The sequence below is a fragment of the Halosimplex marinum genome, assembly GCF_051414075.1.
Taxonomy (GTDB): domain Archaea; phylum Halobacteriota; class Halobacteria; order Halobacteriales; family Haloarculaceae; genus Halosimplex; species Halosimplex marinum.
In genome coordinates, this window is the sequence record NZ_JBLKNY010000008.1 from 42,153 (window position 1) to 69,125 (window position 26,973).

Consider the following 26,973-nt stretch of genomic DNA (forward strand, 5'->3'; position numbering starts at 1 on the left):
GGTACGGCGGACGGTCACCCCGTTTTATAGTCGCGGGCGAGAGTCCGGGAGCATGGTCCTCGGGCTCTCGACGGGTACGCTGGTCGTCTTCGCGCTGGTCGCGGTCGCGCTCGTCCTGTTCGTCTCCGAGTGGTTGCCGCCGGACATCACGGCCATCGGCGTGCTCGTCGCGCTGGCCGTCCTCGAACCGTACACCGGCGTCACGGCGACCGACGCCCTCCAGGGGTTCGCCAGCCGCGCCGTGGTGACGATCATCGCGATGTACGTCCTCAGCGCGGGCATCGAGGAGACCGGCGTGGTCGACTACCTCGGCGCCGTCCTCGCGGAGGTGACCGGCGGCGACGAGGGGCGGCTGCTCGGCGCGACCGTCGGCGTCACCGGCTTCTCGGCGGGGTTCGTCAACAACACGCCCGTCGTCGCCGTGTTCATCCCGATGATCACCGGCCTCTCGGAGGAGGCGGGTATCTCGCCGTCGAAGCTGCTGATGCCGCTGTCGTTCGCCGCGATGCTCGGCGGGACGCTCACGCTGGTCGGCACCTCCACGACGCTGCTGGCCAGCGACTTCTCGCGGGACCTGCTCGGCCACCCCCTCTCGATGTTCGAGATCACGCCCGTCGGGGTCGTCGTCCTCGCGGTCGGCCTCGCGTACCTGCTGACGGTCGGCCGGTGGCTCGTCCCCGAGCGGATCCCCGCGGCCGCCGACTTCACCGACGAGTTCGACCTCGACCGCCACCTGGGCGTCCTCGTCGTCCGGGAGGACTCCCCGCTGGTCGGCCGGACCGTCGCCGAGGCCCTCGACGACGGCGAACTACCCGAAGACGACCTCGCGGAGGGGACAGCCGTCGAGGTCCCGCGCGCCGGGGACGAACCGTCGGAACCGCCCACCGCCGGCGACGGGGGTCCCGAGCCGGCCGACCCCGACGTGGACGTGCTGCAGGTCGAGCGCGACGGCGACGCGTTCGTCGCGAGCGCGACCGACCGCGAGCTGCGGGCGGGCGACCGCCTCACCGTCCGCGGGAGCCTCCGGGCGGTCAACGGGTTCGCGGCGCGCCACGGGCTGACCCAGCGCTCCCGCGAGGCCGTCACCGAGGACCGGCTCGTGGCCGCCCCCCACGACGCGACGCTCGTCGAGGCCGTCGTCCACCCCGAGTCGCGGGTCGCCGGCCGGACCGTCGGCGACCTCCGGCTGCGCGAGCGCTTCGACACGACCGTCCTCGCGGTCCGCCGCGGCGGCGAACTCGTCCGCGAGGACCTCGACGGGACGGAGCTCCAGCGCGGCGACGCGCTCCTCCTCCAGACCGACGCCGCCACCGCCGACTACTTCGAGGAGGCCGGCTACCTCGTCGTCACCGAGCGCGCCCTCGCCGACGAGGGAGACGAGCCGAGCCCGGAGCCGGTCGACGCCGAGACGACCGGCGTGTCGGCGACCGCGGAGTCGGCGGCCGGGGAGACGGCCACCGCCGTGCCGTCGGGACCGGGACTCGGGGCGGACGCGGCGGTCGCCATCGGCATCCTCGCGACGGTCATCACGCTGGCCGCGACCGGGGTCGTCCCGGTCACCATCGGCGCGCTGGGCGGGGTCGTCGCCCTCGTCGCCACCGGGACGCTCACCGCGAACGAGGCCTACGACGCCGTCAACTGGAGCGTCGTCTTCCTGCTCGCGGGCCTCCTGCCGCTGGGCGTCGCCATGCAGGCCACCGGCGGCGCCGGGGCGCTGGCCGCGGGACTCGTGACCGTCGGCGAGGCCGTCCCGCCGCTCGCGCTGCTCGCCGTCCTGTACCTGCTCACCGCCGTCGTCGCCGCCGTCATCACCCCGGTCGCCACCGTCGTCCTCCTGATCCCCGTCGCGGTCACGACCGCCGAACGGCTCGGTCTCGACGGGTTCCCCTTCCTGCTGGTGGTCACGTTCGCCGCGGCGAACGCCTTCATCACGCCCATCGGCTACCAGACGAACCTGATGGTGTACGGCCCCGGCGGCTACCGGTTCACCGACTTCGCGCGCGTCGGCGCGCCCCTCCAGTTGCTGCTCACGGTCGTCACGACGCTCGCGATAGCGGCGATGTGGCCGCCCTGAGAACGGTCGCGGACGATACGGGGCCCGGCGCGGGGACCGGCCGCGCTACTTCTCGTCTTCCTTGAGCTCTTCCAGTTCCGCCTCGACCGCCGAGTCGTCGACCGACGCGTCCTCGGCGTCGGCCTCCACGTCGGAGGTGTCCACGTCGGTGTCGACGTCCATGTCCACGTCCGCGTCCTCGACGTCGGCGGACCCGCCGGAGCCGTTTCCGTTCCCGCTCGCGCTTTCGGACTCGGACTCGCTTTCGCTCTCGCTCGACCCCTTGCCCATCTCGCCTTTGAGCGTGTTCAGCTCGGCGTCGACGGAGCTGTCGGTGCTGAGCTGTTCGAGCTCGCGGTCGATGTCGTCCTTGTCGGAGAGCACGTCGTCGAACGCGCCGGTCTCCTGGAGCTCGTCCATCGCCTGCGAGCGGGCCTCCATGTCCTCGGTGCGCTCCTCGGCGCGCTCGATGGCGCGTCCCACGTCCTCGAACTCGTCGCCGGCACCCGTCATCGCCTCCGAGACCTTGGTGCTGGCCTCGGCGGCCTCGTAGCGGGCCTTCATCGTCTCCTTCTTGGTGCGGAACTCCTCGATGCGGCTCTGGAGGGTGTTCTTCTGCTCGACCAGCCGGTCCTGTTGGTCCTGGAGCTGGGCGATCTGACTCTCCAGGCCCTCGATCTGGTTCATCTTCTGTTTCTTCTTCTCCAGGGCCTTCCGGGCCAGGTCGTCGCGGTCCTGCCGGACGGCCTCGCGGGCCTGCTCGTTGTGCTTCTCGACGTTCTCCTCCAGCCGGCGCTTCTGGATCTCCAGCCGTTTCTTCTGGGTGGTCAGGTCGGCGATCCCCTGTTTCACGTCCTGGAGCTGGTCGCGCAACTGCTCGTAGGAGTAGTCGAGCGTCTCGGAGGGGTCCTCCGCCCGGTTGAGCACCGCGTTGATCTTCGACCGGACGACGTACGAGGCGCGCGAGATGATTCCCATACCCCCGCTTTGTGCCCGAGCCTTTAATTGTTTTTCAGCCACATTCCGGCCGATTCCGGGTTCGGTGACCGGATCGCGGACTGTCATCCCCGCCGGGTCCGCCGCGGCGACTGTCCCCTCGGGACGACCGTCGGTCGGAGAGCGGTGTTACCCGGGCCGAAACGGGCGCTCTCAGACGCGATATTCGGTCACAACAGTTATTGCCCGCTGCCGGGTGACAGGACCTATGAGCGCGGTGTCGGGGGCCGGAATTCGGGTCCTCCACGTCGACGACGACCGGGACGTGGCAGACCTGACCGCCACGTTCCTGGAAGAGGCCGACGAGCGGTTCGCCGTCGAGACGGCCGCCGACGCCGCCGAGGGGCTGGACCGCCTCGACGACCGCGCGTTCGACTGCGTCGTCTCGGACTACGAGATGCCCGGGCTCGACGGGATCGAGTTCCTCGAACGGGTGAGGAAGCGCTATCCGGAACTCCCCTTCGTCCTCTTCACCGGGAAGGGGTCGGAGGCGGTGGCGAGCGAGGCCATCTCCGCGGGCGTGACCGACTACCTCCAGAAGGAGACCGGAACCGACCAGTACACGGTGCTGGCCAACCGGGTCGCCAACGCCGTCGAGCACGCCCGCTCGCGCCGGCGGGTCGAGCGCAGCGAGCGCCGCCTCCGGAAGATCGTCGACTCGCTGCCCCACCTGGTCTACGTGATCGACGAGTCGGGGACCTACCGGCTGGTCAACGAGGCGCTGGCCGAGTTCCACGGAACCACTGTCGACGAGATCGAGGGTTCGACTATCGACGAGGTACTGGACGACCGCGCGGCCGCGCAGTTCCGCCAGGACTTCCGGTCGGTCGTCGAGACCGGCGATCCCAAGCGCCTCTCGGGGATCGAGGTGGTCGACGCCGAGGGTCAGACCCACGTCTTCGAGCCGAAGATCCTTCCCTACGACATCCGGGACGGCGAGGACCGCGCGGTGCTGGGCGTGACCCGCGACGTGACCGACCGGGCGGACCGCGAACGGAAGCTCGAACGGCTGCAGCGCCGGACCCGCGCGCTGATGCACACCGAGACGGCCGAGGAGACCGCGCGGGTGGCGACCGAGGCCGCCGACGCCGTCCTCGAAGCGCGGCTGAGCGGCGTGTTCCTGCTCGACGACGCCGGCGATCGGCTCGAACCGGCCGCCGCCGTCGACGCGGTCCGGGAGGCGTTCGACGGCGTCCCCGAGTATCCGCGGGACGCCCCCGAGGGGTCGCGGGCGGCCCTGGTCTGGGACGCCTTCGAGTCGGGCGAACCGGTCCGGATCGACGACGTTCCCGACGACGACCGCGTCGACGAGCCGACCCCTTCCCGGAGCGTGATCCTCTACCCGATGGGCGGCCACGGGATGTTCGTCGTCTCGGCCGAGCGAACTCACGCCTTCTCGGGGACCGACGAGGTGCTCGTCGAGATTCTCGCGACGACGCTCGAGGCCGCCCTCGACCGCACCGATCGCCGGGCGGAACTGCGCCGCCGCCGGGACGAGCTCGAACGGAAGAACGAGCGGCTAGAGGAGTTCACCAGCGTCGTCAGCCACGACCTCCGGAACCCCCTGACGGTGCTGAACGGCGCGATCGAGGCGGCCGAGGAGACCTGCGACCCAGAGCAGTTCGACCGCTGTCGAGACGCCGTCGACCGGATGGACGCGATGATCGAGAACCTCCTGGCGCTGTCCCGGCAGGGCGAGTCGATCTCCGACCCCGAACCGGTCGACCTCGCGGAGGCGGCCGCCCGGGCGTGGGGGGCCGTCGAGACCGACGCCGAGCGCCTCGCGGTCGAGACTGACCGGACGGTCCGCGCCGACCCCGAACGGCTCGCGCGACTGCTGGAGAACCTGTTCAGGAACGCCGTGGAACACGGTTCCACGAGCCCTCAGTCGCAAGCTCCTGAGGACGCCGTCGAGCACGGCTCGACAGGCCCTGCTTCGCAGGCTCAGCAGGACGCCGTGGAACACGGTTCCACGAGCCCTCGGTCGCAGACTCCCGAGGACGCCGTCGAGCACGCCTCCGCGGACCGCGCGGACGGGGACGCCGCCAGCGGAGACGGACTGGTCGTCCGCGTGGGCGACGTCGACGGCGGGTTCTCCGTCGCCGATAACGGGTCCGGGATCCCGGAGGACGTTCGCGAGAACGTGTTCGATTCGGGGTTCTCGACGCGGGCCGACAACACCGGGTTCGGGCTGGCCATCGTCGACCGGATCGCCGAAGCCCACGGCTGGACCGTCGCGGCGACCGAGAGCGAGGACGGCGGCGCACGCTTCGAGATCACCGGCGTGGAGACGGCCGAGTGACGGGCCGCCGAGCCGGGCGGAACGACCGTCGAGTCGGGCGGGTGCGGTCCGTCGAACGGGAGCGTCCGAGCGGCCGCCGATAGCTTCGAGTCGCTGGACGACCACGCAGTACCCGTGAGCGAGCCAGTGATCGTCCCGGGGCCCCGCGACGTGCGCGGGTCGCTGGACGAACCCGATAGCGGGGATCCGAGGGCCTGCGTGGTCGCCTGTCCGCCCCACCCGGAGATGGGCGGGAGCCGGTCGGACCGGCGGCTGACCGCTGTCGCCGACGCGCTGACCGGCCGGGGGGTCGCCTGCCTGCGGTTCGACTACGGCGAGTGGGACGGGGGCCGGGGGGAACTTCGCGATGCCGGCGCGGCGCTCGACTGGGCCGCCGAGCGCTACGACGCCGTGGCCCTGTTCGGATACAGCTTCGGCGGGACGCTCGCGCTGGTCGCGGCGGCGGACCGAGCGGACGCGGAGACCGACCGGGCCGACGCGGGGATCGACCGAAGTGACGGTGGAGAGGGCCCCGCGGCCGTGTCGGCGCTCGCGCCTGCGCCGCGCGTCGGCGACGGCCCGGACGCGGTCGATGCGGTCGCGGCTATCGAGCGGATCGACTGCCCCGGCCAGGTCGTCTACGGGAGCCGCGACGACACGGTCGACGCCGCGGCGGTCGTCGAACGGGCGCGCGAGCGGGAGTTCGCGGTGACCGAACTGGCCGCAGACCACCACTTCGTCGGCCGGGCGGACGAGGTCGCGGAAGTCGTCGCGGACTTTCTCGAACCGCGCGTCTGACCGGCCGTTACGACGCGTTCGCGAACCGACGGGATCGGCGGCCCGCGGCCGTCACACGTTGACAAACACGGGGATTCCCGGCGGCTCCCGAAACGGTTTTCAGGTCCCACCGCGCACGGTCGGTATGCCGGAACCGGAGACAGAGTACGACGAAACTCTGGGGAACAAGTTCGTTTTCGTCACCGGGGGCGTCATGTCCGGGCTGGGGAAGGGTATCACGGCCGCCAGCACCGGCCGACTGCTCTCGAACGCCGGGTTCGACGTGACCGCGGTGAAGGTCGACCCCTATCTCAACGTCGACGCGGGCACGATGAACCCCTTCCAGCACGGGGAGGTGTACGTCCTCAAGGACGGCGGCGAGGTCGACCTGGACCTGGGGAACTACGAGCGGTTCCTCGACATCGACATGACCTCGAAGCACAACGTGACGACGGGCAAGGTCTACCGCTCGGTCATCGAGAAGGAGCGGGCCGGCGACTACCTGGGCAAGACCGTCCAGGTGATCCCCCACATCACCAACGACATCAAACGGCGCATCCGCGAGGTCGCCGAGGGCAGCGACGTCTGCATCATCGAGGTCGGGGGCACCGTCGGTGACATCGAGGGGATGCCCTACCTCGAAGCCCTCCGGCAGTTCGCCCACGAGGAAGACGAGGAGGACATCCAGTTCATTCACGTCACGCTCGTCCCCTACTCGAAGAACGGCGAGCAGAAGACCAAGCCGACCCAGCACAGCGTCAAGGAACTGCGCTCGATCGGCCTCCAGCCCGACATCCTGGTCGGCCGCTGCGACGACCCGCTGGAGGACCAGACCAAGGAGAAGATTGCCCTCTTCTGCGACGTTCCCACGGACGCCGTTTTCTCGAACCCCGACGTGCCGGACATCTACCAGGTGCCGCTGATGGTCGAGGACGAGGGCCTCGACGAGTACGTCATGGAGCGGCTCGACCTGGCCGGCGACGCCCTGCCCGAGGACGAGCGCCACAACGAGTGGCGCGAACTCGTCACCCAGGACCAGACCGGCACCGTGAACGTCGCCCTGGTCGGCAAGTACGGCCTCGAGGACGCCTACCTCTCCATCTACGAGTCGCTGAAACACGCCGGCCTCGCCCACAACGTCAACGTCGAGACCGAGTGGATCCACGCCGAGGAACTCGCGGACGGCCACGGGGGCGAACTCGACGGCATGGACGCCGTCGTCGTCCCCGGCGGCTTCGGCTCGCGGGGCACCGAGGGCAAGATGGAGGCCATCCGCTACGCCCGCGAGAACGGCGTCCCCTACCTCGGTCTCTGTCTCGGCTTCCAGCTCGCGGTCGTCGAGTACGCACGCAACGTCCTCGGCCTGGAGGGGGCTCACTCCGCCGAACTCGACGAGGAGACGCCGTACCCCGTCATCGACATCCTGCCCGAGCAGGAGGGCGTCGACGACATGGGCGGGACGATGCGGCTGGGCGCCCACGTCACCGAGATCGAGGAGGGCACCCTCGCCGCGGAGATCTACGGCGACGACTCCTGCACGGAGCGACACCGCCACCGCTACGAGGTCAACCCCGAGTACATCGACGACCTGGAGGCGGCGGGCCTGCGCTTTTCGGGCGAGTCCGGCCGCCGGATGGAGATCCTCGAACTGCCCGACCACCCGTACTTCCTCGGGACGCAGTTCCACCCCGAGTTCCGCTCGCGACCTGGCCGCGCCAGTCCGCCGTTCGTCGGGCTACTCGACGCCGCGCTGGACCTTCAGGAAACCGGGAACGGCGACGGCGGCGCGGGCGAGTCCGCCCGCGGTGGCGGCGACCGCGACACCGAGGAGGTGGAGGTCTGATGGTCGACGTCGACTCCTTTATCGACGAGAAGGTCGAGGAGATCGCCGACGAGGTCGGCGACGCCAACGCCGTCATCGGCCTCTCGGGCGGCGTCGACTCCTCGACGGCGGCCGCGCTGGCCTACGAGGCCATCGGCGACCAGCTCACCGCCGTCTACGTCGACACCGGCCTCATGCGCAAGGGCGAGACCGACCAGATCCGCGAGACCTTCGACTACATGGACTCGCTGCGGGTCATCGAGGCCCAGGACCGATTCGTCGACGCCCTCTCGGGCGTCACTGACCCCGAGGAGAAGCGTCACATCATCGGCGAGCAGTTCATCCGCGAGTTCGAGGAGGTCGCGCGCGAGGTCGACGCCGACTACCTCGTCCAGGGGACCATCTACCCCGACCGCATCGAGAGCGAGGGGACCATCAAGTCCCACCACAACGTCGGCGGGCTCCCCGAGCGCATCGACTTCGACGGCATCGTCGAGCCGATGCGCGACCTCTACAAGGACGAGGTCCGCGAGGTCGCCCGCGAGCTCGACCTGGAGGAGATCATCTCCGAACGGATGCCGTTCCCCGGCCCCGGCCTCGCGGTGCGGATCATCGGCGAGGTCACCGAGGAGAAACTGGAGGTCGCCCGCGAGGCCAACCACGTCGTCGAGGAGGAACTCGAAGACCACGACCCGTGGCAGGCCCTCGCCGCCGTCCTCGGGAAGGCCACCGGCGTCAAAGGCGACAACCGCGTCCACGGCTGGGTCGTCGCCGTCCGCTCCGTGGAGAGCCGCGACGGCATGACTGCCCGCGCGCAGGACGTGGACTGGGACACCCTCCAGCGGATCCAGTCGCGGATCACCGGCGAGAACGACAACGTTGCCCGCGTCCTCTACGACGTGACCCACAAGCCGCCGGCGACCATCGAGTACGAATAGCGGCGGGCTGGCACTCCGCAGATAGCTTTTCTCCCCTCAGTTCGGGCCAAACGCCGCCAGCCCCTCGTTCGTCGCGGCGACGTAGTACTCGCCGGCGACGGCCTGGGGGCCGACCCGCGGATTCTCCCACTGTTCGACCGCCGCGGAGCCGACCCGCTCGTCGGCCGCCGGGTCGACCGCGCTGGCCGTCAGCGCCCCCTCCTCGGCGGTGACGCCGTAGAGGAGGCCGTCGGCCGCGACCAGACCGCCGTCGGTGTCCATCCGCTCGACCGACCCGTCGGCGGCGTCGACGGCGAAGAAGCCCCATTCGTCGCGCCCCATGCCCTGGACGTAGACGGTGTCGTCGACGACGAGGGGCATCCCGTAGAAGGCGGCCTGTTCGGCCTCGGTGGGGTCTCCCTCGTAGCTCTGGGGGTCGTCGCCCTCCGGTATCGCCGTCCACAGCTCCGACCCGTCTTCGATGTCGATCGCGACCATCCCGCCCGTGTCCCGGTTGGTGATTCGGCCACAGACTGCGTACGCGACGCCGTCGACGACGACCGGCGAGTTGAACGGGGCGCCCTCCTCCTGGTAGAGGATCGTGTAGAAGTCGTTGCTCGCCGTCCAGCGGCGTTCGCCGCTCTCGCGGTCGACGGCGTGGATCTCGTCGTGGTCCGTGGCGTAGATGGTATCGTCGGTCACCGTCGGCGGGTATCGGTTGCGCCACAGCGGGTCCTCGCCCGGGGCGTATCGGGACTCCCGGCTCCCGTCGCCCGCGTCGAAGGCGACGTAGAGTCTGTCTCCGACGAACAGCGACCCGCCGTCGGCGGTCACCGCCGACTCGAACGGCGTGTCGAGCGACTGCTCCCACTCCGTCTCGCCGGACGACGGCGAGAGCGCGGCGAGCCCCGGGCCGTCCGAGACGGTCCCGACGACGAGACGCTCGCCGTCCGACCCGAGCGTCCGCGCCGGGGACGTGTTCCCCTCGCCGTCCATCTCGGCCACTGGCAACGACCGCTCCCACTGCCGCTCGCCCGTGGCGAGGTCGAACGCCGCGACGACCGTCTGCCAGCCCGAGTCGTCGCTGATGTCGGCCGCGGCGAAGACGGTCCCGTCGAGGACGACGGGAGCGGAGAGGACGCTCACTCCGGCCGCCCTCTCCGAGCCGTCGGTGTAGCTGGCCGTCCACGCGACCGAGAGGTCGCCGCCCGGGCCGGGGGCGGAGGGGTGGACGGCGGTGTTGCGCGCGTCGAACCGGTAGCTCGGCCAGTCCGTCTCGCCGGGCTCGAATCCGGACGATCCGCCGATGCCGGCGGGACAGCCGGCGAGGGCCGCAGCACCTGTCGCGCCGAGCGCGCGGAGCAGAGACCGCCGCCGGAGGGACGTGTCCATGGCGGGCGTTCCGAATGGGGTGGTAAGTGCTTTTTCATGAACGTATAACTCGCTGTCGGGGCGCGACCGCGGCCGCGCGAAACGTGAAGCACAAACCCCCCGGCCCCGATCACTGGGTATGAACGCAGTTTTCGCGGGGACTGACACCGAAGGACTGGCCGACGAGTTGCGCGAGCGGGGCGCGACCGTATCGGTCGTCGACGGGATCGCCAACCGCCCGGCGCTCGAAGAGGCCGGCGTCCACGACGCCGACGTGTTCGTCCTGACCGACGCCGGCCAGGCGACCTCCATCGTCGTCGCGCGGGACCTCAACCCCGACATCCGGGTGGTCGCCTACACGGCTGACTCGCTCCCGGAGTTCGTCAGCGGCCAGCAGGTCCTCGGGATGGACCCCGCGCTGTTCGACGCCGACACCGTCGCCGAGGAACTGACCGACGCCGCCGACGCGGACGGCTGACGCCCGCGGCGATTCCCGCGGCCGCTCCACCGGGCCCGCCCCGACCGCGTCGTCTCCGGGGCAACATTATTGTTGCCGCGGGCGAAATTCCCGTAGTATGACCGAAGTGTCGACCGGTCCCGTGGCGAGCGCGTCGCCGATCGCGGCGGTGCTTTCGGCCTGGCGCGAGGGCGTCGGCGCGCTGGCCGGCGGCGCGCTCCTGGGGGCCCTCGCCCGGTCGCTACTGGCGATCAACGGCGTCGCGGCGCCGTCAGCGGCCGCGTTCGTCGGCGGCGGGGCGGTCGCCGCGCTCGTCTGCGTCCTCGGCGTCGTCGCGGCCGGCGCGGCCCGCCGGACCGTCCGGTTCGGCCGCGACGCCCTCGCCGTCGAGGGCGGGCTCTCGCCGGGCGCGACGACCGTCGCGTACGACGACATCGACCTGGCGCTCCGCCGCGAGACGGCGGGCGACCGGCGGCTGGGGACAGCGAGCTACGAACTGGTCCGGTCGGGAGGGGCAGACCTCTTCATCGGCCACCTGCGCGACCCCGAGGCGTTCGAGCGCGCGCTCGACGCCCGCGTGCCGACCCCGCGCGAGCGGGTCGACGCCGTCGACGAGGCGACGGTCCGCGAGGCGCTCCAGCGGAGCCGCGTGTTCTGGCGCACCTGGCCGAGCGACGAGCCGCTCCCGCGCTCGGCGGTCGTGACCGACGGGACGCTCGTCGAGAAGCTCGACGGGGAGGGGGACGTGACTCCCGCCCGCGGGGACGACGACGAGCGGCCGCGTCGCTCCTCGCCCGGCCCGGACCGACCGGCCACGATCGAAGGGATCACGCGCAACGGGAGCGGGGACGCGGCCGAGGAGTTCACCGGGGGAAGCGGGGGCGAGGGAGTTGCCGAGTAGCGCCCGGGACACCGAAGGGGGGCCGCCGCCGACCGTCCACTCCCCACGAAGCTTTTACCCGGCCACCGACGAGTTGCGACGATGACCGATCCGATCCCGAGCGAACGGTTCGCCGGGGCCGTCCCCGGAGTTCGGTCCGAGCTGCGGGTCTTCCGCGACCGCCTGGAGTACGACCCCGGCGGGCTCGGCGGTCTCCTCGGCGGGACGGAGACCGTCCCGTGGGAGGATATCGACCTCGTCCTCCGCCGCGACGGCCGGTTCGACCGGCTACTCGGCGCCGGGAGTTACGACCTGGTCCGCTCCGGGAAGTCGACGGTCAGGCTCCACCACGTCGCGGACACCGACGAGGTCGAGCGCGCGCTCGACGCCCGCGTGCCGGCGCCCCGCGACCGGGTCGAGGCCGGCAGTGAAGCGGAGACCCGCGCGGCGCTCCAACAGGGCCGCGTCGCCTGGCGTCGCTGGCCGGACGACGAGCCGGTCCCCCGGTCGGCGGTCGTGGCGGACCCCGATCTGGTGGCGGCGTACACCGCCTCTAACCGCCCCGAGCGCCCCGAGGTCACGCGCGCCGAGGACGCCCGTCCCTCCGGCGTCACCGCGGCCGACTTCGAGAACGGGCGGTTCCCCGGCGGCGGTGGCGGCGGCGACACCGACTTCACCGGCGGGTCGGCTCGCCACTCCCCGGGCCACGCCTCGAACGAGCGCGGCTCGGAAGCCCACGTCGGTAGCGACGAGGCCACCGACATGGACGGCAGCGGGTGGTGAGGACCGATCACCGCCGGAGTCGCGCGGGTTCGGCGGCGTGACCGAGCCGTTCGGCGAAGTCTGCGAGCCGGTCGTCCCCGTCGCGCTCGAAGGGGACACCGTGACCCGTCGCCGCGACCTCGAACGCCGGCGTCTCGGCGGCCAGCCGACCGACGCTCTCGCGGGCGACTGCGGTGTCGTCGGTGATGAACCACGGCGTCGTGTGCAGGTCGCCGCCGGACTCGCGAACCAGATCGCCCAGCGCCGCGAACCCCAGGTCATCGCTGACGTAGGCGACGTGCCCGGGGGTGTGGCCGGGCGTCTCGTGGACGGTGAACGAGCCGACGGTGTCGCCCCCGGTCAGTGGGACGACCTCGTTGTCCGGCGGCGCGAGTAGGGGGCCGACCAGCCGCTGGAAGACCCCTTTCGGGACGGACAACGGCGGCTTCTCCCGGCCAGTCACCAGCGGGGCGTCCCGTCGGCCGGCGTAGATCGTGAGGTCGAGGCCGTCGAGGCGCGGGAGGCCACCGACGTGGTCGAGGTCGTAGTGGGTGACGAGCACCCGGTCGAGGTCGCCGAGGGCGAACCCCGCCTCGACGACGGCGTTCGCGAGTGCGCCGCCGCGCCAGGGCGTCCCCGCGTCGACGAGCGTCAGCGCGCCCCCGTCGTCGACGAGGTAGGCGTTGACGCCGCCGAGGTCGATCCACCAGGCGTCGTCGGAGAGTCGCGTGACCATACCACTCGTAGGGCCGTCGGCGGGATAAACCGGCGGCCGAGCGGGTCGGGCTGTCGAGCCGGGCGAGTTCGGGGCCGACCGGACCGGACGACCGACGGGACTCGAGGGCCGGGCGCCTATCGGGATGTTTTTCGTCTAGGGCCGCCCGCCCACGGGCATGCGAGCGGACGACGTGCCGGCGGTCCACGAGCGGGTGGCCGACGAGGCCCGCGAGCACTTCGCGGGCGACGACACGGGTCACGACATGGCCCACGCCTGGCGGGTCTACCGGCTGGGCCGGCGCCTCGCGGCGGCGACGGACGCAGATTTCACCGTCGTCGGTGCGGCGGCGCTGGTCCACGACCTCCACCGCCTGCGCGGCGAGGGGTTCACCCACCCGAAGGAGACGCTCCCGGAGGTCCGGGCGATTCTCGCGGACGCGGAATTCCCCGAACACCGTCGCGAGGCGGTCTGTCACTGCGTGGCCCACCACGAGGAGTACGACTTCGCCGAGCGGACGGACCTGAACCACGAGCCGACGGCGGAGGAGCGGGTCCTGCGGGACGCCGACAACCTCGACGCGCTCGGCGCGGTCGGGATCGGCCGGGCGTTCACCTTCGGCGCCCACCACGGCCAGGGGATGTACGACCCCGACCGGAAAGCGAGGGACAGCTACGACCGGAACGACCGGGACAACACCGTGATCCAGCACGCCCGCGAGAAACTGCTGCGGCTGCCCGAGGCGATGGAGACCGAACCCGGCCGCGAACTCGTCGCCGAGCGGGCCGCGTTCGTCCGGGAGTTCGTCGAGCGCTTCGAGGGCGAGTGGCGCGGCGACCTGTGACCGTCGGTGGGGTCGGTGAGCGCTACCGCTCGATAGTCACGTCGAGTCGCAGATCCCGCGACGACCGGCCGAGCGAGACGGCGTGCTCCCCCGGATCGACCGTCCAGCCCTCGTCGGCGTCGTAGCGGGCGAACGCCCGCTCGTCGAGCGCGACCGCGACGCGGCGGGACTCGCCGGCGTCGAGCGCCAGCGAGGCGAACCCGCCGAGTTCCCGCGGCGGCCGCTCCAGGTCGTCGGGCGTCGCCGGCGAGTCGACGTACGCCTGGACGACCTCCCGGCCGGGCCGGTCGCCGGTGTTCTCGACGGTGAGTTCGACGGTGGCGTCGTCGACGGCCCTCGCGTCGCGGTACGCGAAGTTCGCGTAGGAGTGGCCGTGGCCGAACGGGTACGTGGGTTCGGCGCCGGTCGCGTCGAAGTGCCGGTAGCCGACGAGCAGTCCCTCGTCGTAGTGGGCCTGGCCGTCGACACCGGGGTACCGGCGCTCGTCGGCGGTGGGATACGCCTCGGCCGGTGCGAACGTCACCGGGAGCCGCCCGCCGGGGTCGCTGTCGCCGTAGAGGACGGCCGCCGCGGCCGACCCGTGGGCCTGGCCGGGGTACCAGCCCGCGACGACGGCCGCCGCGTCCTCGCGCCAGGGCGCCTCGAACGGGCCGCTCGTGTTCGCGACCACGACCGTCCGGTCGTTCTCGGCGGCGACCGCCTCGATCAGTTCGTCCTGCTCGCCGGGCAACGCGAGCGACTCGCGGTCGGCGGCCTCGGTGGCCTGGTCGCGGACGAACACGAGGGCCACGTCGGCATCGGCTGCGGCCGCGACCGCGTCGTCGACCGAGGGGTCGGGCCCCGCCTCGCCCTCGTTGCCGTCGTCCGGTTCGAACGCGTCGAACAACGAGATGTCCTCGACCCGCGGGTGGCCGCGGGCGACGGAGACTGATCCCTCGGCGCGAGCCTCGATCCCCTCGACCGGGCTCGTCTCGGTGGCCGGGGTCACCTCCGAGGAGCCGCCCCCGCCGAGGATCGCCTCGTCGACGTTCGGGCCGACCACCGCCACGTCGGCGTCGTCGGCCAGCGGCAGGACGCCGTCGTTGTCCAGCAGGACGGTCCCGCGGACCGCGACACGCTCGGCCAGCCCGCGGTGTTCCGGCGTGTCGACGGCCCCGCCGGGGTCGGCTGCGTCTCGGCCGCCGTCCAGCAGGCCGTGGCGGTCCAGCTGGGTGAGCAGCCGCCGGACCATGTCGTCGAGCCGCGACTCCGGCACTTCACCGGCTTCGACGGCGTCGGCCAGCTCCTCGCGGTAGAGCCCGCCCGTCGTCGGGTCGGGCATCCCGTCGGCGTAGTCGAACCCCTCGGTCGGGTCCGCGGGCGGCGCGTCGCCGTCGGGACCGTCCGCGTCGCGGTCCGCGTCGCCGCTGTCCCCACGGTCCGCACCGTCGCCCTCACCCCCGGGCGCGCCCATCGACTCGAACAGCTCCTCGGCGGAGATGCCGGGCATCTGCAGGTCCAGTCCCGCCGTCGCCGTCCCGACGACGCTCTCGGTGCCGAACCAGTCGGACATGACCACGCCGTCGAAGCCCCACTCCGCTTTGAGCACGTCCGTCAGCAGGCGCTCGTGCTCGCTCATGTACGTCCCGTTGACGCGGTTGTACGAGGACATCACCGCGCCGGCGCCGGCGTCGACGGCGTCGCGGAAGCCCGGCAGGTAGATCTCCCGGAGGACGCGCTCGTCGACCTCGGCGCTGACCGACGCGCGGGCCGTCTCCTGGTTGTTCGCGACGAAGTGTTTCGGCGTCGCGACGACCCCCGTCGACTCGATGCCGTCGACGACGCCCGCGGCGAAGCGGCCGGTCACGACCGGGTCCTCCGAGTAGTACTCGAAGTTGCGGCCGCAGTGGGGCACCCGGACGAGGTTCAGCCCGGGCCCGAGCAGCACGTCCTGATCCCGGGCCAGCGCCTCCCGGCCGAGCGCCCGGCCGAACTCGCGAGCGAGTTCCGGGTCGAAGGACGCCGCGAGGGCCGACGACGCCGGGAACGCCGTCGCCGGTTCGTCGGTGCGGACGCCCAGGGGCCCGTCCGAGAACCTGACCGGCGGGATATCCAACCGTTCGACCCCGGGAACGAAGCCGGTCGCCGTCCCCTCCGTGTCGGTCGCGCCGTGGGTGAGCCGTACCTTCTCCGCCAGCCGGAGCTCCGCGAGGAGCCCGTCCACCGTTTCCGAACTCATTGACTGGACGTTCAGTCAGGACCGGCTTAACGGTTTCCCCTCAGCGGACGCGAAGCGCCAAAAACGGGGACCGGATGCCTGACAGACGGAGGGCGGTACGGAAGCGGGGAGAGCGGGCAAGAGGGGGGAGGGGGCGAAAGAGGTCGTGGGGTGGAGGGGTCAGGGAGGGCAGAGAGACCACCGGGGTCGTCAGTGTTCGAGGATGGTGCCGCCGGCGCCGACGGCGATCTCGACCTCGCTCCTCCGGCAGACGGCCTTCAGGTTCTGCCCGGTCGGGGTGGCGTCGGGCTTCCACTCCTCGTTCTCGCGGTCGTAGACCTTGCCGCCGCCGCCGACCGCGTAGCCCTCGCCGTCCTCGACCTCGATGTCGCGCAGGCCCGCGTCACCGGTGTCGGCGGGGACCCAGCGGGAGCCGGTCCAGTGGAAGACCATCCCGCCGCCGCCGGAGACCCACACGTCGTCGGCGCCGTCGGAGTCGACGCCGTAGAAGTTGACGTTGGCGTCGGCCAGCCCGATCTTGTCCCAGGTCGCGCCGTCCTGAGTGTAGAAGACGGACTTGTTGCCGTCGACGATGTGACCCTTGCGGTCGTCGTAGAAGTCGACGGCGTTGATGGCCGAGCCCGAGCCCGGCGTGACGTAGTCCCAGGTCTGGACGGCGCCGTTCTCGAAGCTGTAGTACATCTTCCCGGAGTCGCCGGCGACGTAGACGTTGGCCTCGCCGGCCGCGCCCGTGACCGACACGTCGTTGAAGTTGTTGGTCACGTCCATCGGCGCCGAGTGGTCGTTGAGGTTGCCGGTCGTCACGTCGTACTCGCCGATGGCGCCCGACGAGCCGACGAACCACAGGCGCTTGCCGTCGTCGGTCACGTCCGCGCCGTAGAGGTTGTTCCCGTTGCCGGTCGGGCCGCCGTCGAGGATTTTCTTCCAGCCCTTCCCGGTGCGCTCGAGGACGACCCCTGCGTCGCCGACCGCGTACGCGCCTTCGCTCGTCTCCTCGACGTCGTAGAGGGTTCCGCCGACCGGGGACTTCATGGCCGTCCATTCGGAGTCGTTCCCGGACGCGGCCGCGGCCGTCGGGACCGCCGCCGCGCCGATCGCTGCGCCGGCTGCCTTCAGCACGGTGCGTCGAGTGGAGGTGCGTTCGGACATTGCATCCGGGACGTGCGACGGGTTGCACTTAATGGGGGGTCGCCCTTGGCGCCGATTTAGGGCGTTTTAGGCCCTGAATCCGCCATTTTGGATCCGTTCACTCGTCCGAACGGACGGATTCCGGGGTCCGCGCATCCTCCGCCGCTAGACCGACTTAATCGACATAAAACGACGAAAGATTGAAGTGATAAAACGGAACGCCCGCGAGCGGGCCGGTGAGGCCCGAATACGTTCGCCTCGTCGCAGCGTACGCACACCCGAATACTGTGGTACGGCGCGGGCGCGGCGAGGGGCCAGCGGGGGGGTCCGGCGTTCAATCGTCTCGGCGAGCGAGCGAGACGAGGTGGGCCATCTCCTCGACGACGAGCTCCTCGGTCCCCAGGCGGGCCGCAGCCTCGCTGCCGGGGAGACAGAAGACCGGGACGCCGTCGACCATCCCGGCGGTGGCCCGGGAGACCATCGCCCGGGTGCCGATCTCCTCGTAGGAGAGGATGCGGAACAGCTCGCCGAACCCCGGGAGCTCGCGGTCGAAGAGGGGGCGCGCGGCCTCGACGGTCACGTCGTCGGGCGTGACGCCCGTGCCGCCGGTCGTGACGACCACGTCCACGTCGTCGCGGCCGGTGAGGTTCAGCAGCGCGGTCTGGACGCCGTCGAGGTCGTCCCGGAGGATCTCCCGGGTGACGACCTCGTGGTCGGCGGCCTCGACGGCCGCCTCGATCACGTCCCCGCTCGCGTCGTCCTCGCGTGTGCGCGTGGACGAGACGGTCACGACCGCGACACCGAGCAGCCCGACGTCGGCCCCGTGAGCGTGGTCGTGGGAGTGACCACCGGAATCGTGCGAATGGGCTCCCGAATCGTGTGACTGCTCACTCGATCCGTGTGCGTGCTCCGCAGCGCCGTCCGAGTGGTCGGCCGTGTCCCCTGAGTGACTGCCGGAGCCCGTCGAACGCGCGCCGGCCTCGGCGTGGTCGGCTCCCTCGCTGGCGGGTTCGCTCGACGAGCGGTCGTCCGCTCCGCCGGCGTCGGTGCTCGGGACGCCGTCCGCGCCGTCCGTGCCGTCCGCGCCGTCCGCGTCGGCGAACGGGTGGTCGTCCGTGCTGTCGACCGTCCCGTCGCCCTGCTCCGACTCGCCCGACGACGCCAGCGGGTCGTCCGCCGGCGAGTCGGCGCCGCCGTCCCCTCCGGGAGCCTCGTCACCGGTGTCACCGGCCGACGAGCCGTCGTCGGTCCGTGGATCGGGCTCGTCGCCGGTCCGTGAGCCGGTATCGTCGCCGGCACCCGAATCCGTGTCCGACCCGGACGCGTCCGGCGCCAGCGGGTCGTCGGTCGCGTCCCCGGACGACGGTGCGAGCGGGTCGTCGTCCGCCCCGGATCCCGCCCCCTCGTCGGTCGCCTCGTCCGCGCTCGCGCCGGCGGTTCCCCCTTCGGATTCCGCGGTGTCGTCCCCCGAAGTCTCGGTTTCCGCCCCCTCTGTCCGCTCGGCCGACTCCTCGACGGGTTCCGCCTCGGTCTCCTCCTCGCCGGCGTCACCGTCGCCGGCGTCCGCCTCGGCGTCGTCCCCCTCCTCGTCCTCGTCGTCGCCGTACCCGCGACTGGTGTCCCGGGACTGGAAATCGACCATGGGATCGCTACCCGATAGCGAACCAAAAAGGCCAGCATCCGACCGAAGCCCGGTCGCGAGCAGCCGGGCCGGGAGCGGTCGACGGCGGTCAGAAGCGGAGCGGCGGTCAGGACAGGGCTTCGACCACGGCGTCGGCGGCGGCGTCGGCGTCGCGGTCCTGGAGGAACGTGGCGACGGCGTCTTTGAGCTGGACCACCTGCTCGGGCTGGACGGCCAGCCCGTGACACATCGACGGCAACTGGGTCGCGCGGCCGCCGAACGCCTCGTGGAGTTCGCGGCTCATCGGGTGCAGGTCCGCCACCGACACGTCGCCCCGCGGCGGGACCGACCCGCTGATCGTGTTGAACCGCTCGATCGTCTCGGCGGAGCCGAGGTACTCGACGAACTCCGTCACGGCGTCGTCGCCCTCGGCGTGGGCTGCCGGGACGATGGCGTTCGTGTTGACGATGTGGGCGCCGTCGGTGCCGGGGAACGGGACGCAGTCCCAGTCGCGGCCGAACTCCATGTCGGTCCCGGCCATGTGGCCCGTCGACCACGACCCGTTGTTGATGCAGGCCGCCTCCCCGTCGGAGAAGGCGAACTCCAGGTCGCTGGAGTCCATGAACTCCGGGTTGTCCGGCCCCGCAGCGAGGAACTCCCCGAGGGTGGCGAAGGCGGCGCGGACGGCCGCCCGGTGGGTGGACGGCCGTCCGTCGGCCGCCTCCTCGTAGCCGCTCTCTCCCCCGTGGGCGAGCAAGAGCGTCTCCCACAGCTGGAGCAGTCCGAAGGGATTCCGGCCGAAGACGGCGATCGGGTGGTCGCTCTCCTCGGCCAGCGCCGGGAGCGCCTCGACGAGCTCGTCCGGCCCGGAGAGCCGCGCGGGGTCGACCCCGGCGGCCTCGAACAGCTCGACGTTGTAGTAGAGGTTGCTGATCCGGTGCATGTCCAGCGGGACCGCGTGGAACTCGCCGTCGAAGCGGGCCACGTCGACCATCCCGTCGAAGTACGCCCGCTCCATGCCCGTCCGCTCCCAGAGGTCGGTGATGTCGGCGGTCGCGCCGGCCTCGACGGTCGGCCGGAGGTTCGCGCCCGGCCACTCGTCCCACACGTCCGGCGGGTCCTCCCGGAGGATCCGGCTTTTGATCATCAGGCGGAGCGCGTTGATGACCGTCTGCTCCTCGGCGATCGACACGTCCGGGTTGCGGTCCGCGTACTCCGCCAGCACGGCGTCCATCGCCTCCTCCTCGCTCCCCCACACGAAGTGGTGGTGGATCTCTATCTCGCGCTGTCCGCCCACGGCCGTTGACATACGTTACCGTCCGTGCGACCCCCATAATGACCTTGCCCCCGAGTTATCCGAACTGAGAATCGGTCGGGACGGTCGGCCGGGCGGGCCGCCACGGTGACGGCCCCAAGCTTCGGCCGGACCGGGCGCGTTCGTCACTGTTTTGCACACCGCGCGCGTCGGTCCGACCATGTACGCAGTCCAGTACGCGGACCACGGCGACCGGGACGTGGTCGAGTACGCCGAGCGGCCCGACCCCGAGGTGGGCCGGGACGACGTGCTCGTCGACGTGAAGGCGGGCGCGCTGAACCACCTCGACGTGTGGACCCGCAAGGGCCTGCCGGGGATCGACCTGGAGATGCCCCACGTCCCCGGCTGCGACGCTGCGGGCGTCGTCGAGTCGGTCGGCGAGGACGTGACCCGCTTCGAGCCCGGCGACCGCGTGGCCGTCACCGCGGGCGTCAGCTGCGGGGAGTGCGAGTTCTGCCGCGACGGCGAGGCCTCGATGTGCGTCGACTTCCACATCATCGGCGAGCACGTCCCCGGCGTCCACGGCGAACTCGCCGCCGTCCCCGAGGACAACCTCGTCGCCGTCCCCGAGGGCGTCGACTGGGCGACCGCCGCTGCGGCGCCGCTGGTCTTCCAGACCGCCTGGCGGATGCTCGTGACTCGCGCCGACATCGACCCCGGTGAGTCCGTCCTCGTGCTCGGCGCCTCGGGCGGCGTCGGTCACGCGGCCGTCCAGATCGCCGACTTCGCCGGCGCCGAGGTGTTCGCGACCGCGAGCACGGACGAGAAGCTCGACTACGCCCGCGAGGTCGGCGCCGACCACGCCATCGACTACACCGAGGAGGACTTCGCCGCACAGATCAGGGAGCTGACCGACGGCCGCGGCGTCGACGTGGTGGTCGACCACGTCGCCGGCGAGACGTGGGACGACTCGCTGAAGAGCCTCGCGAAGGGCGGCCGGCTGGTCACCTGCGGCGCGACGGCCGGCGGTCGGCCCCAGACCAACGTCAACCGGGTGTTCTGGAACCAGCTGTCGATCGTCGGCTCGACGATGGCCACGCCCGGCGAGGTCGACGACGTCCTCGCGAAGGTGTGGGACGGCACCTTCGAGGTGCGCGTGCGCGACCGCCTGCCGATGAGCGAGACGGCCAGCGCCCACGAACTCCTGGAGGACCGCGAGGGCTTCGGGAAGGTCGTGGTCGTCCCCGACAGCGAGTTCGATGGCTGAGACCCCCGCATCCGACGGCGACGCGCCCGAGGGAACCGGACGGCGCGACGGCGACGAGAGGGCCGACAGCCGCGACCACCCCGGCGACACTGAGGGGCACGTCCGCGGCACGGGCGCGGACGACGACATCCCGTCGGCGGACCCCGGCGGCTACGACGTGCCCGACCCCGAGTCGCGGGAGTTCGGCCGCCGCGGGTGGGCGCTCGTCGCCGCGCTCGTGGTCGCGCTCGTCGTGATCCCCTGGACGATCATCGCGATTCCGCAGGCCCGGGGCCTGCTCGAAGCGCTCCCGCTGGGGTACCGCGACGCGTACCTCGTGCTCCCGTTCGTCCCCGCGGTCTTCCTCGGCCTGCTCGGCGTCTGGACCGCCGTCGCGAACCGTCGTCCCTGACCTGTCCGACCGACGGCCCGTCGAGGCGACCCGCTCTGACTGTCACCCGGTCCCGTCCGTATCCAATATTGATAGCGGGTCACGTACACTTATTTCGGGGAGGGCGGAACCCTCCGGCAACCGATGACGACCCCGGGGTTCACCGCTGTCGCGTTGCTGGCCGCCATCGCCGCGAGCGGCGTCGCGGCGTTCGTGTGGACGTTCCGCGACACGCCGGCCGCGAAACCGCTGTCCGTCTTCGTCGCGGGGGCCGGCCTGTACGCGCTCGCCCAGGGGCTCGGGCTGGCGACGCCGGGGCTGTCCGGGAAGATCCGGTGGTCGAGCGTCGCGGCGACCGTCTCCGTGGTCCTCCCGGCCGCCTGGCTGGTGACGGTCCTGGCGTACACCGAGAGCGACCGCGCGCTCGGGGGTCGCCGGCTGGCGCTGTTGCTCGTCGAACCCGCCGTCTTCGTCGCGCTGGTCTGGACGAACGACGCTCACGGCCTCGTCTGGGCCGACCGGTGGGTCGAGACGGCCGCCGGGTCCGCGTACCTCGCCCGGGAGTTCGGCCTCGCGACGTGGGCGCACGTCGGGTACTCCCTGCTCCTGTTCGCCGCCGGCGGGCTCGAACTCGTGCGCCTGAACTTCCGGACGACGGACTTCTTCCGGGGGCAGGCGACGGTGCTGCTGGGCGCGATGGTCGTCGCCGCGACCGCCTGGACCGCCTCCCTGTTCGGCGTCGTCCCCGGGCGATACGCGCTCGGGGGCGTCGGCTTCGTCGTCGCCGGCCTCGCCACGACCGCGACGCTGTTCCGCGGCCGGCTGGTGTCGGTCACGCCGGCCACCCGCCAGCTCGGCCGCGAGGCCGTCATCGACGAGATGGACGACCGCATCGTCATCCTCGACGACGACGACCGGGTCGTCGACGTCAACCCCGCCGCCGCGGACCTCCTCGGAGTCGACTCCGAGGCGGTCGTCGGGCGGTCCATCGAGGCCGTCGCCCCGGACCTCGCGTCGGCGGTCGAGTCCGTCTCAGCCGGCCAGGCCGAGCTCGAACTCGACGGGCCCGACGGCCGCCACTACTACGACGTGCGCGTCTCGCGGCTCTACCGCAGCTACGGCGGCGTCGCCGGCCGCGCCGTCAGCTTCCGCGACGTGACCGACCGCCGCCAGCACGAGCAACGCCTCGACGTGCTCAACCGCGTCCTCCGGCACAACCTCCGCAACGAGCTGAACGTCGTGGCCGGCAACGCCGAACTGCTCCGGCGGGACGTGGAGACGACCGACGAGGTCGAGCGCCGGCTCGACCGCATCGAGGAGACGGTCGACGGCGTCGTCGCCCGCAGCGAAAAGGTCGGCCACGTCGCCCGGATGGTCGACGACGAGCGCGACCGCGCATTCGCCGTCACCGAGCGGGTCGAAGGGCTCGCAGACAGCGTCGAGTCGGCCCACGACGGGGCGACCGTCAGCGTCGACCTGCCGGAGGGGCTGGCCGTCGTCGGCGGTCCCTGTCTGGAGCGGGCCTTCGAGGAACTGCTGGAGAACGCCGCCGAACACGCCGGCGACGAGCCGTCTGTCGAAGTACGGGCGGCCCGCCACGGCGACGAGTTCGTCGAGGTCCGTGTCGCCGACGACGGTCCCGGGATCGAGGACCACGAGCGGAGCGTCATCGAGACGGGCCGGGAGACGGCGCTCGAACACGGCAGCGGGGTCGGCCTCTGGCTCGTCACCTGGGTCGTCCGCGAGTGCGGCGGCTCCGTCGAGTTCGTCGACGACGGCGGGGGCTGTACCGTCGCGCTCACCCTCCCGCTGGCCGACGACGAGCCCGACGCGAGCGGCGACCGCGCTTCGGGCCGGGGAGGGGACGACGACGCGGGACCGGACGACTCCCCCGACGCCGGATCCGAAGACCGCGCTGACTCGGGGCGGGGGGACGCCGCCGACGAGCGGGACTCCAGGCCGGGCGGCGTCGAGGCGGACGACTGACCGGGAACGGACCACGTCGACGGTCCCGCGAGTCCGGGATTCACTGGCCGCCGACGCTGGCGTCAAAGGAGAAGGACGGAGGTCTCCGAGGACGGTCGGACTACTCAAAGTCGCGGCGCATCGCGATCTCGAACCAGGGGCAGAGGCGGAGCTGTCGGTACCACCGCGGGTGTTCGTGCAGGCGCTCGTAGGGCACCCACATCAGGCCGCCGACCTCCTCGGGGTCGGGGTCGAGGGTCGTGTCGAGCAGCGTGGCCTTCAGCACCGCGCAGACCTCGTGTTCGACGCCCTCGTCCATGTAGTAGCGCTTGTACTCGAAGCGGTCGGTCACCCGGAGGTTGTCGTACTGGTCCGGTGTGACCCCGAGCTCCTCTTCGAGGCGCTGGCGGGTCGCCTCGACCTGCGTCTGTCCCTGTCGCGGGTGGGAGGCGACAGTGCCGTCCCAGTAGGTGTCCCACAGTCGTTTCTTCGGGCTGCGCTGGGCGAGCAGGATGCGGCCATCCTCGTCGAACAGCAGCGAGGTGAACGCCCGGTGACGCGTGCCGTCGCCGGTGTGGGCGTCGAGGCGGTTGATCAGCCCCTGCTCCTCGTCGTTCTCGTCGACGGCGATCACCGCCTGCTCGGCGTTCTCGTGGTAGTCGTCGGCCCCCTCGGCCGACGGCGCGCCGTCGTCTCCGGGGACCCCCTCGTCGTCCGTACTCATGGGAGTCACGTGGGAGAGCGGGTTCAAACAGTCTTCGACTCGCCGCGGTCCTCGCTCCGACCGGCCCGCGCCGCTCACCCGACGCGTTCGTCCAGAATCAATCTCATCGACGGATCCTCGTCACACGTCGGTTCGCGCCGCGGAGGCGCTCACCCGACGCGTTCGTCGAGGATCAGTCTCGTCTTCGTGCTCACGACCTCGTCGAGTTCGCGGGTCTGGGTGATGATCTCGTTGACCCGCTCGGTGTCCTGGGCGTCGACGACGAAGACGATGTCCTCCTCGCCGGAGACCTGCCAGACGAAGTCGACCTCCGTCCACTCGGCGACGCGGTCGCTGATGTCGTGGGTGTCGACGCTCACGTCGACGCCGACCTCGATCATCGCCTTGACGTTCCCCGTCCGCGTCGCCACGGTAAAGCGCTCGATGACGCCCTCCTCGACCAGCGACTCCACGCGGTTGCGGACCGTCCCCTCGGAGGTCCCCACGTCGTCGGCGATCTCCGTGTACGGCGTCCGCGCGTCCCTGCGGAGGATGTTCAGGATCTCCCGGTCGAGGTCGTCCATCGAATACGCCACAGTTCCGAGCCACCCCACTTCACCGTTACGAATTTCGTAACCTGACTTCGAAAGCAAGGCTTATCACCGGAGGTGGTATACGCATCTCGTAATGACGGACGCCTACGTGGCACTGGAGGGCGGACGCGTCGTCGAGGCGCGCGCGCGCTCGCCGGGCACGACTCGCGGGGAACTGGTCTTTACAACTGCCTACACCGGCTACGAGGAGAGCCTCACCGACCCCTCCTACGAGGAGCAGATCCTCACCTTCTCCTACCCGCTGATCGGCAACTACGGCGTCCGAGAGGAGCGCTTCGAGTCGGATCGGGTCCACCCCCGCGGCGTCGTCGCCCGCGACCTGACCGACGACGTGGTCGAGTGGCTCCGCGAGGAGGGCGTCCCCGCCGTCGACAAGCTCGACACCCGCGACATCGTCACCGAGATTCGGGACTCCGGCGCGATGAAGTGCGGCATCGCCGCCGGCGAGGACGTCACGGAGCAGGACGCGCTGGACGAACTCGACCAGTGCAAGCACATGAGCGACCACACCGACATCGGCGACCAGGTCACCACGCCCGAGACCGTCGTCTACAACGACGAGGGTGCGGGTCCCGACGTGGCGCTCATCGACTGCGGCGCCAAGGGTTCCATCATCGAGTCGCTCGTCGAGCGCGACGCGACAGTCCACCTGATGCCCCACGACACCACCGAGGACGAGGTCGCCGAGCTCGACCCCGATGTCCTGTTCATCTCCAACGGCCCGGGCGACCCGGAGAACTTCGACCAGGCCAACGAACTCGTCGACAGCTACGTCGGCGAGAAGCCCATCGCGGGCATCTGCCTCGGCCAGCAGGTCGTCGCCAACGCGCTGGGCGGCGAGACCGAGAAGATGGAGTTCGGCCACCGCGGCGTCAACCAGCCCGTCCGCGACCTGCGGACCGACCGCGTCGTCATGACCACCCAGAACCACGGCTACACCGTCGCAGACCCCGGCGACAACCTCGAAGTCACGCAGATCAACGTCAACGACGAGACCCCCGAGGGCCTGGAGAACGACGAACTCGACATCCTCACCCGCCAGTACCACCCCGAGGCCAACCCCGGCCCCAACGACTCGAAGGGCTTCTTCGACGAGGTCCTCGCGATGGCCGACGACGAGACCGTCGCGACGACGAACTGAGAGCGGCTTTCTACGACACCGCTTCCGCCCGCCGTGTCACTCGCCGGGCGAGTCGGTCGGTTTCTCGCACTGCTGGTTCGGCGAGTCGGTGTTCTCCTCGTCCCGGCGTTCGCCGCTGTCACTGCTCCCGTCGCCGGCGGGTTCCGCTTTTCCGCTCACCTGGCGTCCGACGGCGGCTCGTCGGAGACGCCGGGGTGGTTCTCGCGGCTGATCGGCTGGCCGCGGTAGGTCAGCTGGTTCGCGCCGTCGTCGGCCTCGATCTCCGCGGGCGACTCCGCGGTGCGGTCCTCGACGTACTCCGCCGCCTCGGCGAGTAGCGACTCGCTCGTCGACCGCTTCGCCCAGCAGTGGTACTGCTTTCGCGGCGTCCGGAGGACGAACCGGGTCGCGAGCAGGCCCGTGTGGTACGAGGCCGCGACGACGGACTCGTGGGGGACTTCGACGGCGGTGTCCTCGCTCTCCCCGCCGACCAGGCAGAGCGTTCGTCGGTCGGTGACCACGACCGCAGTCCCGCGGTCGCCGGCCGGTTTCGTCGTGTTGCGCTTGGTCCCCAGTCCGACCCCGCGCTTCTCGTTCGTCAGGACGTAGGCGGGCGCTTCCGTCCCGTCGAGGTGGGTCACGGGCGGGTCGTGCAACCGGCCGTCCGGGAAGCGCTCTTCGCGTCCCGCGAGCACGCCGACCGTCACGGACGGGTGGGGTGCCATCTCCGCGAGCGTCATCGCTCTGTCGAGCGCACTACCCACCGTCATCGACTCCCTCCGGACAGCGTCCCGAGCGTCTCGTCGGTCATCACCCGGGCGTTTTCGCCGGGTTCAT

At 71.4% G+C, this 26,973-nt stretch carries 24 protein-coding genes; 13 read left to right on the forward strand and 11 right to left on the reverse strand.

Going from position 1 to position 26,973, the window contains the following annotated elements:
* The first annotated feature begins 52 nt into the window (after positions 1–52).
* Complete coding sequence (locus ACMGFI_RS20045; RefSeq protein WP_436912033.1) at positions 53–2,074, forward strand: SLC13 family permease; 2,022 nt, start codon at positions 53–55, stop codon at positions 2,072–2,074.
* Between the two features lie 45 nt (positions 2,075–2,119).
* Here ACMGFI_RS20045 and ACMGFI_RS20050 read toward each other — a convergent pair whose 3' ends face one another.
* Positions 2,120–3,031, reverse strand: coding sequence for a PspA/IM30 family protein (locus ACMGFI_RS20050; RefSeq protein WP_436912035.1), 912 nt, complete (start codon positions 3,029–3,031; stop codon positions 2,120–2,122).
* Between the two features lie 226 nt (positions 3,032–3,257).
* Between ACMGFI_RS20050 and ACMGFI_RS20055 the strand changes: the two genes are divergently transcribed.
* The 4 genes from ACMGFI_RS20055 (at position 3,258) to guaA (ending at position 8,867) form a co-directional block, all read left to right on the forward strand.
* Positions 3,258–5,351, forward strand: coding sequence for a sensor histidine kinase (locus ACMGFI_RS20055; RefSeq protein ID WP_436912036.1), 2,094 nt, complete (start codon positions 3,258–3,260; stop codon positions 5,349–5,351).
* A gap of 114 nt (positions 5,352–5,465) precedes the next feature.
* Positions 5,466–6,128 carry an alpha/beta hydrolase gene (locus ACMGFI_RS20060; RefSeq protein WP_436912038.1) on the forward strand — a complete coding sequence of 221 codons (663 nt, stop codon included), beginning with the start codon at positions 5,466–5,468 and terminating at the stop codon, positions 6,126–6,128.
* A 124-nt stretch (positions 6,129–6,252) separates the two neighbouring features.
* Positions 6,253–7,950: a CTP synthase gene (gene pyrG / locus ACMGFI_RS20065; protein WP_436912039.1), complete on the forward strand. Its 1,698-nt coding sequence runs from the start codon at positions 6,253–6,255 to the stop codon at positions 7,948–7,950.
* Complete coding sequence (gene guaA / locus ACMGFI_RS20070; RefSeq protein ID WP_436912041.1) at positions 7,950–8,867, forward strand: glutamine-hydrolyzing GMP synthase; 918 nt, start codon at positions 7,950–7,952, stop codon at positions 8,865–8,867. The genes pyrG and guaA overlap by 1 nt, the downstream gene beginning before the upstream one ends.
* 36 nt (positions 8,868–8,903) lie before the next feature.
* On the opposite strand, the gene ACMGFI_RS20075 is transcribed toward guaA, so the two are convergent.
* Entirely contained in the window at positions 8,904–10,238 is a 1,335-nt protein-coding gene (locus ACMGFI_RS20075) for a PQQ-binding-like beta-propeller repeat protein (RefSeq protein ID WP_436912043.1), read from the reverse strand.
* A gap of 118 nt (positions 10,239–10,356) precedes the next feature.
* Between ACMGFI_RS20075 and ACMGFI_RS20080 the strand changes: the two genes are divergently transcribed.
* From ACMGFI_RS20080 to ACMGFI_RS20090, 3 genes are all read left to right on the forward strand, one after another.
* Positions 10,357–10,695, forward strand: coding sequence for a DUF7126 family protein (locus ACMGFI_RS20080; RefSeq protein WP_436912044.1), 339 nt, complete (start codon positions 10,357–10,359; stop codon positions 10,693–10,695).
* 97 nt (positions 10,696–10,792) lie between these two features.
* Positions 10,793–11,575, forward strand: coding sequence for a hypothetical protein (locus tag ACMGFI_RS20085; RefSeq protein WP_436912046.1), 783 nt, complete (start codon positions 10,793–10,795; stop codon positions 11,573–11,575).
* Between the two features lie 81 nt (positions 11,576–11,656).
* The gene (locus ACMGFI_RS20090) at positions 11,657–12,337 is read left to right on the forward strand and encodes a hypothetical protein (protein ID WP_436912048.1); all 681 of its coding nucleotides are present in this window, start codon (positions 11,657–11,659) and stop codon (positions 12,335–12,337) included.
* A 7-nt stretch (positions 12,338–12,344) separates the two neighbouring features.
* On the opposite strand, the gene ACMGFI_RS20095 is transcribed toward ACMGFI_RS20090, so the two are convergent.
* Positions 12,345–13,052 carry an MBL fold metallo-hydrolase gene (locus ACMGFI_RS20095; protein WP_436912050.1) on the reverse strand — a complete coding sequence of 236 codons (708 nt, stop codon included), beginning with the start codon at positions 13,050–13,052 and terminating at the stop codon, positions 12,345–12,347.
* 157 nt (positions 13,053–13,209) lie between these two features.
* Between ACMGFI_RS20095 and ACMGFI_RS20100 the strand changes: the two genes are divergently transcribed.
* Positions 13,210–13,875, forward strand: coding sequence for an HD domain-containing protein (locus ACMGFI_RS20100; protein WP_436912052.1), 666 nt, complete (start codon positions 13,210–13,212; stop codon positions 13,873–13,875).
* A 22-nt stretch (positions 13,876–13,897) separates the two neighbouring features.
* On the opposite strand, the gene ACMGFI_RS20105 is transcribed toward ACMGFI_RS20100, so the two are convergent.
* The 4 genes from ACMGFI_RS20105 to ACMGFI_RS20120 form a co-directional block, all read right to left on the reverse strand.
* A complete protein-coding gene (locus tag ACMGFI_RS20105; RefSeq protein ID WP_436912054.1) occupies positions 13,898–16,093 on the reverse strand; it encodes a beta-glucosidase in 2,196 nt (731 codons plus the stop codon).
* A 189-nt stretch (positions 16,094–16,282) separates the two neighbouring features.
* Complete coding sequence (locus ACMGFI_RS20110) at positions 16,283–17,242, reverse strand: WD40/YVTN/BNR-like repeat-containing protein (RefSeq protein WP_436912055.1); 960 nt, start codon at positions 17,240–17,242, stop codon at positions 16,283–16,285.
* Positions 17,243–17,555: 313 nt separating this feature from the next.
* Positions 17,556–18,863, reverse strand: coding sequence for a molybdenum cofactor synthesis domain-containing protein (locus tag ACMGFI_RS20115; RefSeq protein ID WP_436912058.1), 1,308 nt, complete (start codon positions 18,861–18,863; stop codon positions 17,556–17,558).
* Positions 18,864–18,969: 106 nt separating this feature from the next.
* Positions 18,970–20,151: an ABC transporter substrate-binding protein gene (locus ACMGFI_RS20120; RefSeq protein ID WP_436912061.1), complete on the reverse strand. Its 1,182-nt coding sequence runs from the start codon at positions 20,149–20,151 to the stop codon at positions 18,970–18,972.
* Positions 20,152–20,317: 166 nt separating this feature from the next.
* On the opposite strand from ACMGFI_RS20120, the gene ACMGFI_RS20125 reads away from it, so the two are divergent.
* From ACMGFI_RS20125 to ACMGFI_RS20135, 3 genes are all read left to right on the forward strand, one after another.
* Positions 20,318–21,364 carry a zinc-binding dehydrogenase gene (locus ACMGFI_RS20125; protein ID WP_436912062.1) on the forward strand — a complete coding sequence of 349 codons (1,047 nt, stop codon included), beginning with the start codon at positions 20,318–20,320 and terminating at the stop codon, positions 21,362–21,364.
* Positions 21,357–21,755: a DUF7977 family protein gene (locus ACMGFI_RS20130; RefSeq protein ID WP_436912063.1), complete on the forward strand. Its 399-nt coding sequence runs from the start codon at positions 21,357–21,359 to the stop codon at positions 21,753–21,755. Before ACMGFI_RS20125 ends, ACMGFI_RS20130 begins: the two co-directional genes overlap by 8 nt.
* A gap of 123 nt (positions 21,756–21,878) precedes the next feature.
* Entirely contained in the window at positions 21,879–23,720 is a 1,842-nt protein-coding gene (locus tag ACMGFI_RS20135; RefSeq protein ID WP_436912064.1) for a histidine kinase N-terminal 7TM domain-containing protein, read from the forward strand.
* Positions 23,721–23,820: 100 nt separating this feature from the next.
* Here ACMGFI_RS20135 and ACMGFI_RS20140 read toward each other — a convergent pair whose 3' ends face one another.
* Positions 23,821–24,423 (reverse strand): NUDIX hydrolase, encoded by a 603-nt coding sequence (locus ACMGFI_RS20140; RefSeq protein WP_436912067.1) that lies wholly within the window; start codon positions 24,421–24,423, stop codon positions 23,821–23,823.
* Positions 24,424–24,572: 149 nt separating this feature from the next.
* A complete protein-coding gene (locus tag ACMGFI_RS20145) occupies positions 24,573–24,986 on the reverse strand; it encodes an Lrp/AsnC family transcriptional regulator (protein WP_135363625.1) in 414 nt (137 codons plus the stop codon).
* Positions 24,987–25,089: 103 nt separating this feature from the next.
* Between ACMGFI_RS20145 and carA the strand changes: the two genes are divergently transcribed.
* On the forward strand, positions 25,090–26,157 hold the full coding sequence (carA, locus tag ACMGFI_RS20150) for a glutamine-hydrolyzing carbamoyl-phosphate synthase small subunit (protein ID WP_436912068.1): 1,068 nt from the start codon (positions 25,090–25,092) through the stop codon (positions 26,155–26,157).
* A 36-nt stretch (positions 26,158–26,193) separates the two neighbouring features.
* Here carA and ACMGFI_RS20155 read toward each other — a convergent pair whose 3' ends face one another.
* Positions 26,194–26,316 (reverse strand): hypothetical protein, encoded by a 123-nt coding sequence (locus ACMGFI_RS20155; RefSeq protein WP_436912070.1) that lies wholly within the window; start codon positions 26,314–26,316, stop codon positions 26,194–26,196.
* Positions 26,313–26,906: a hypothetical protein gene (locus ACMGFI_RS20160; protein WP_436912071.1), complete on the reverse strand. Its 594-nt coding sequence runs from the start codon at positions 26,904–26,906 to the stop codon at positions 26,313–26,315. Before ACMGFI_RS20160 ends, ACMGFI_RS20155 begins: the two co-directional genes overlap by 4 nt.
* Positions 26,907–26,973 lie beyond the last annotated feature (67 nt).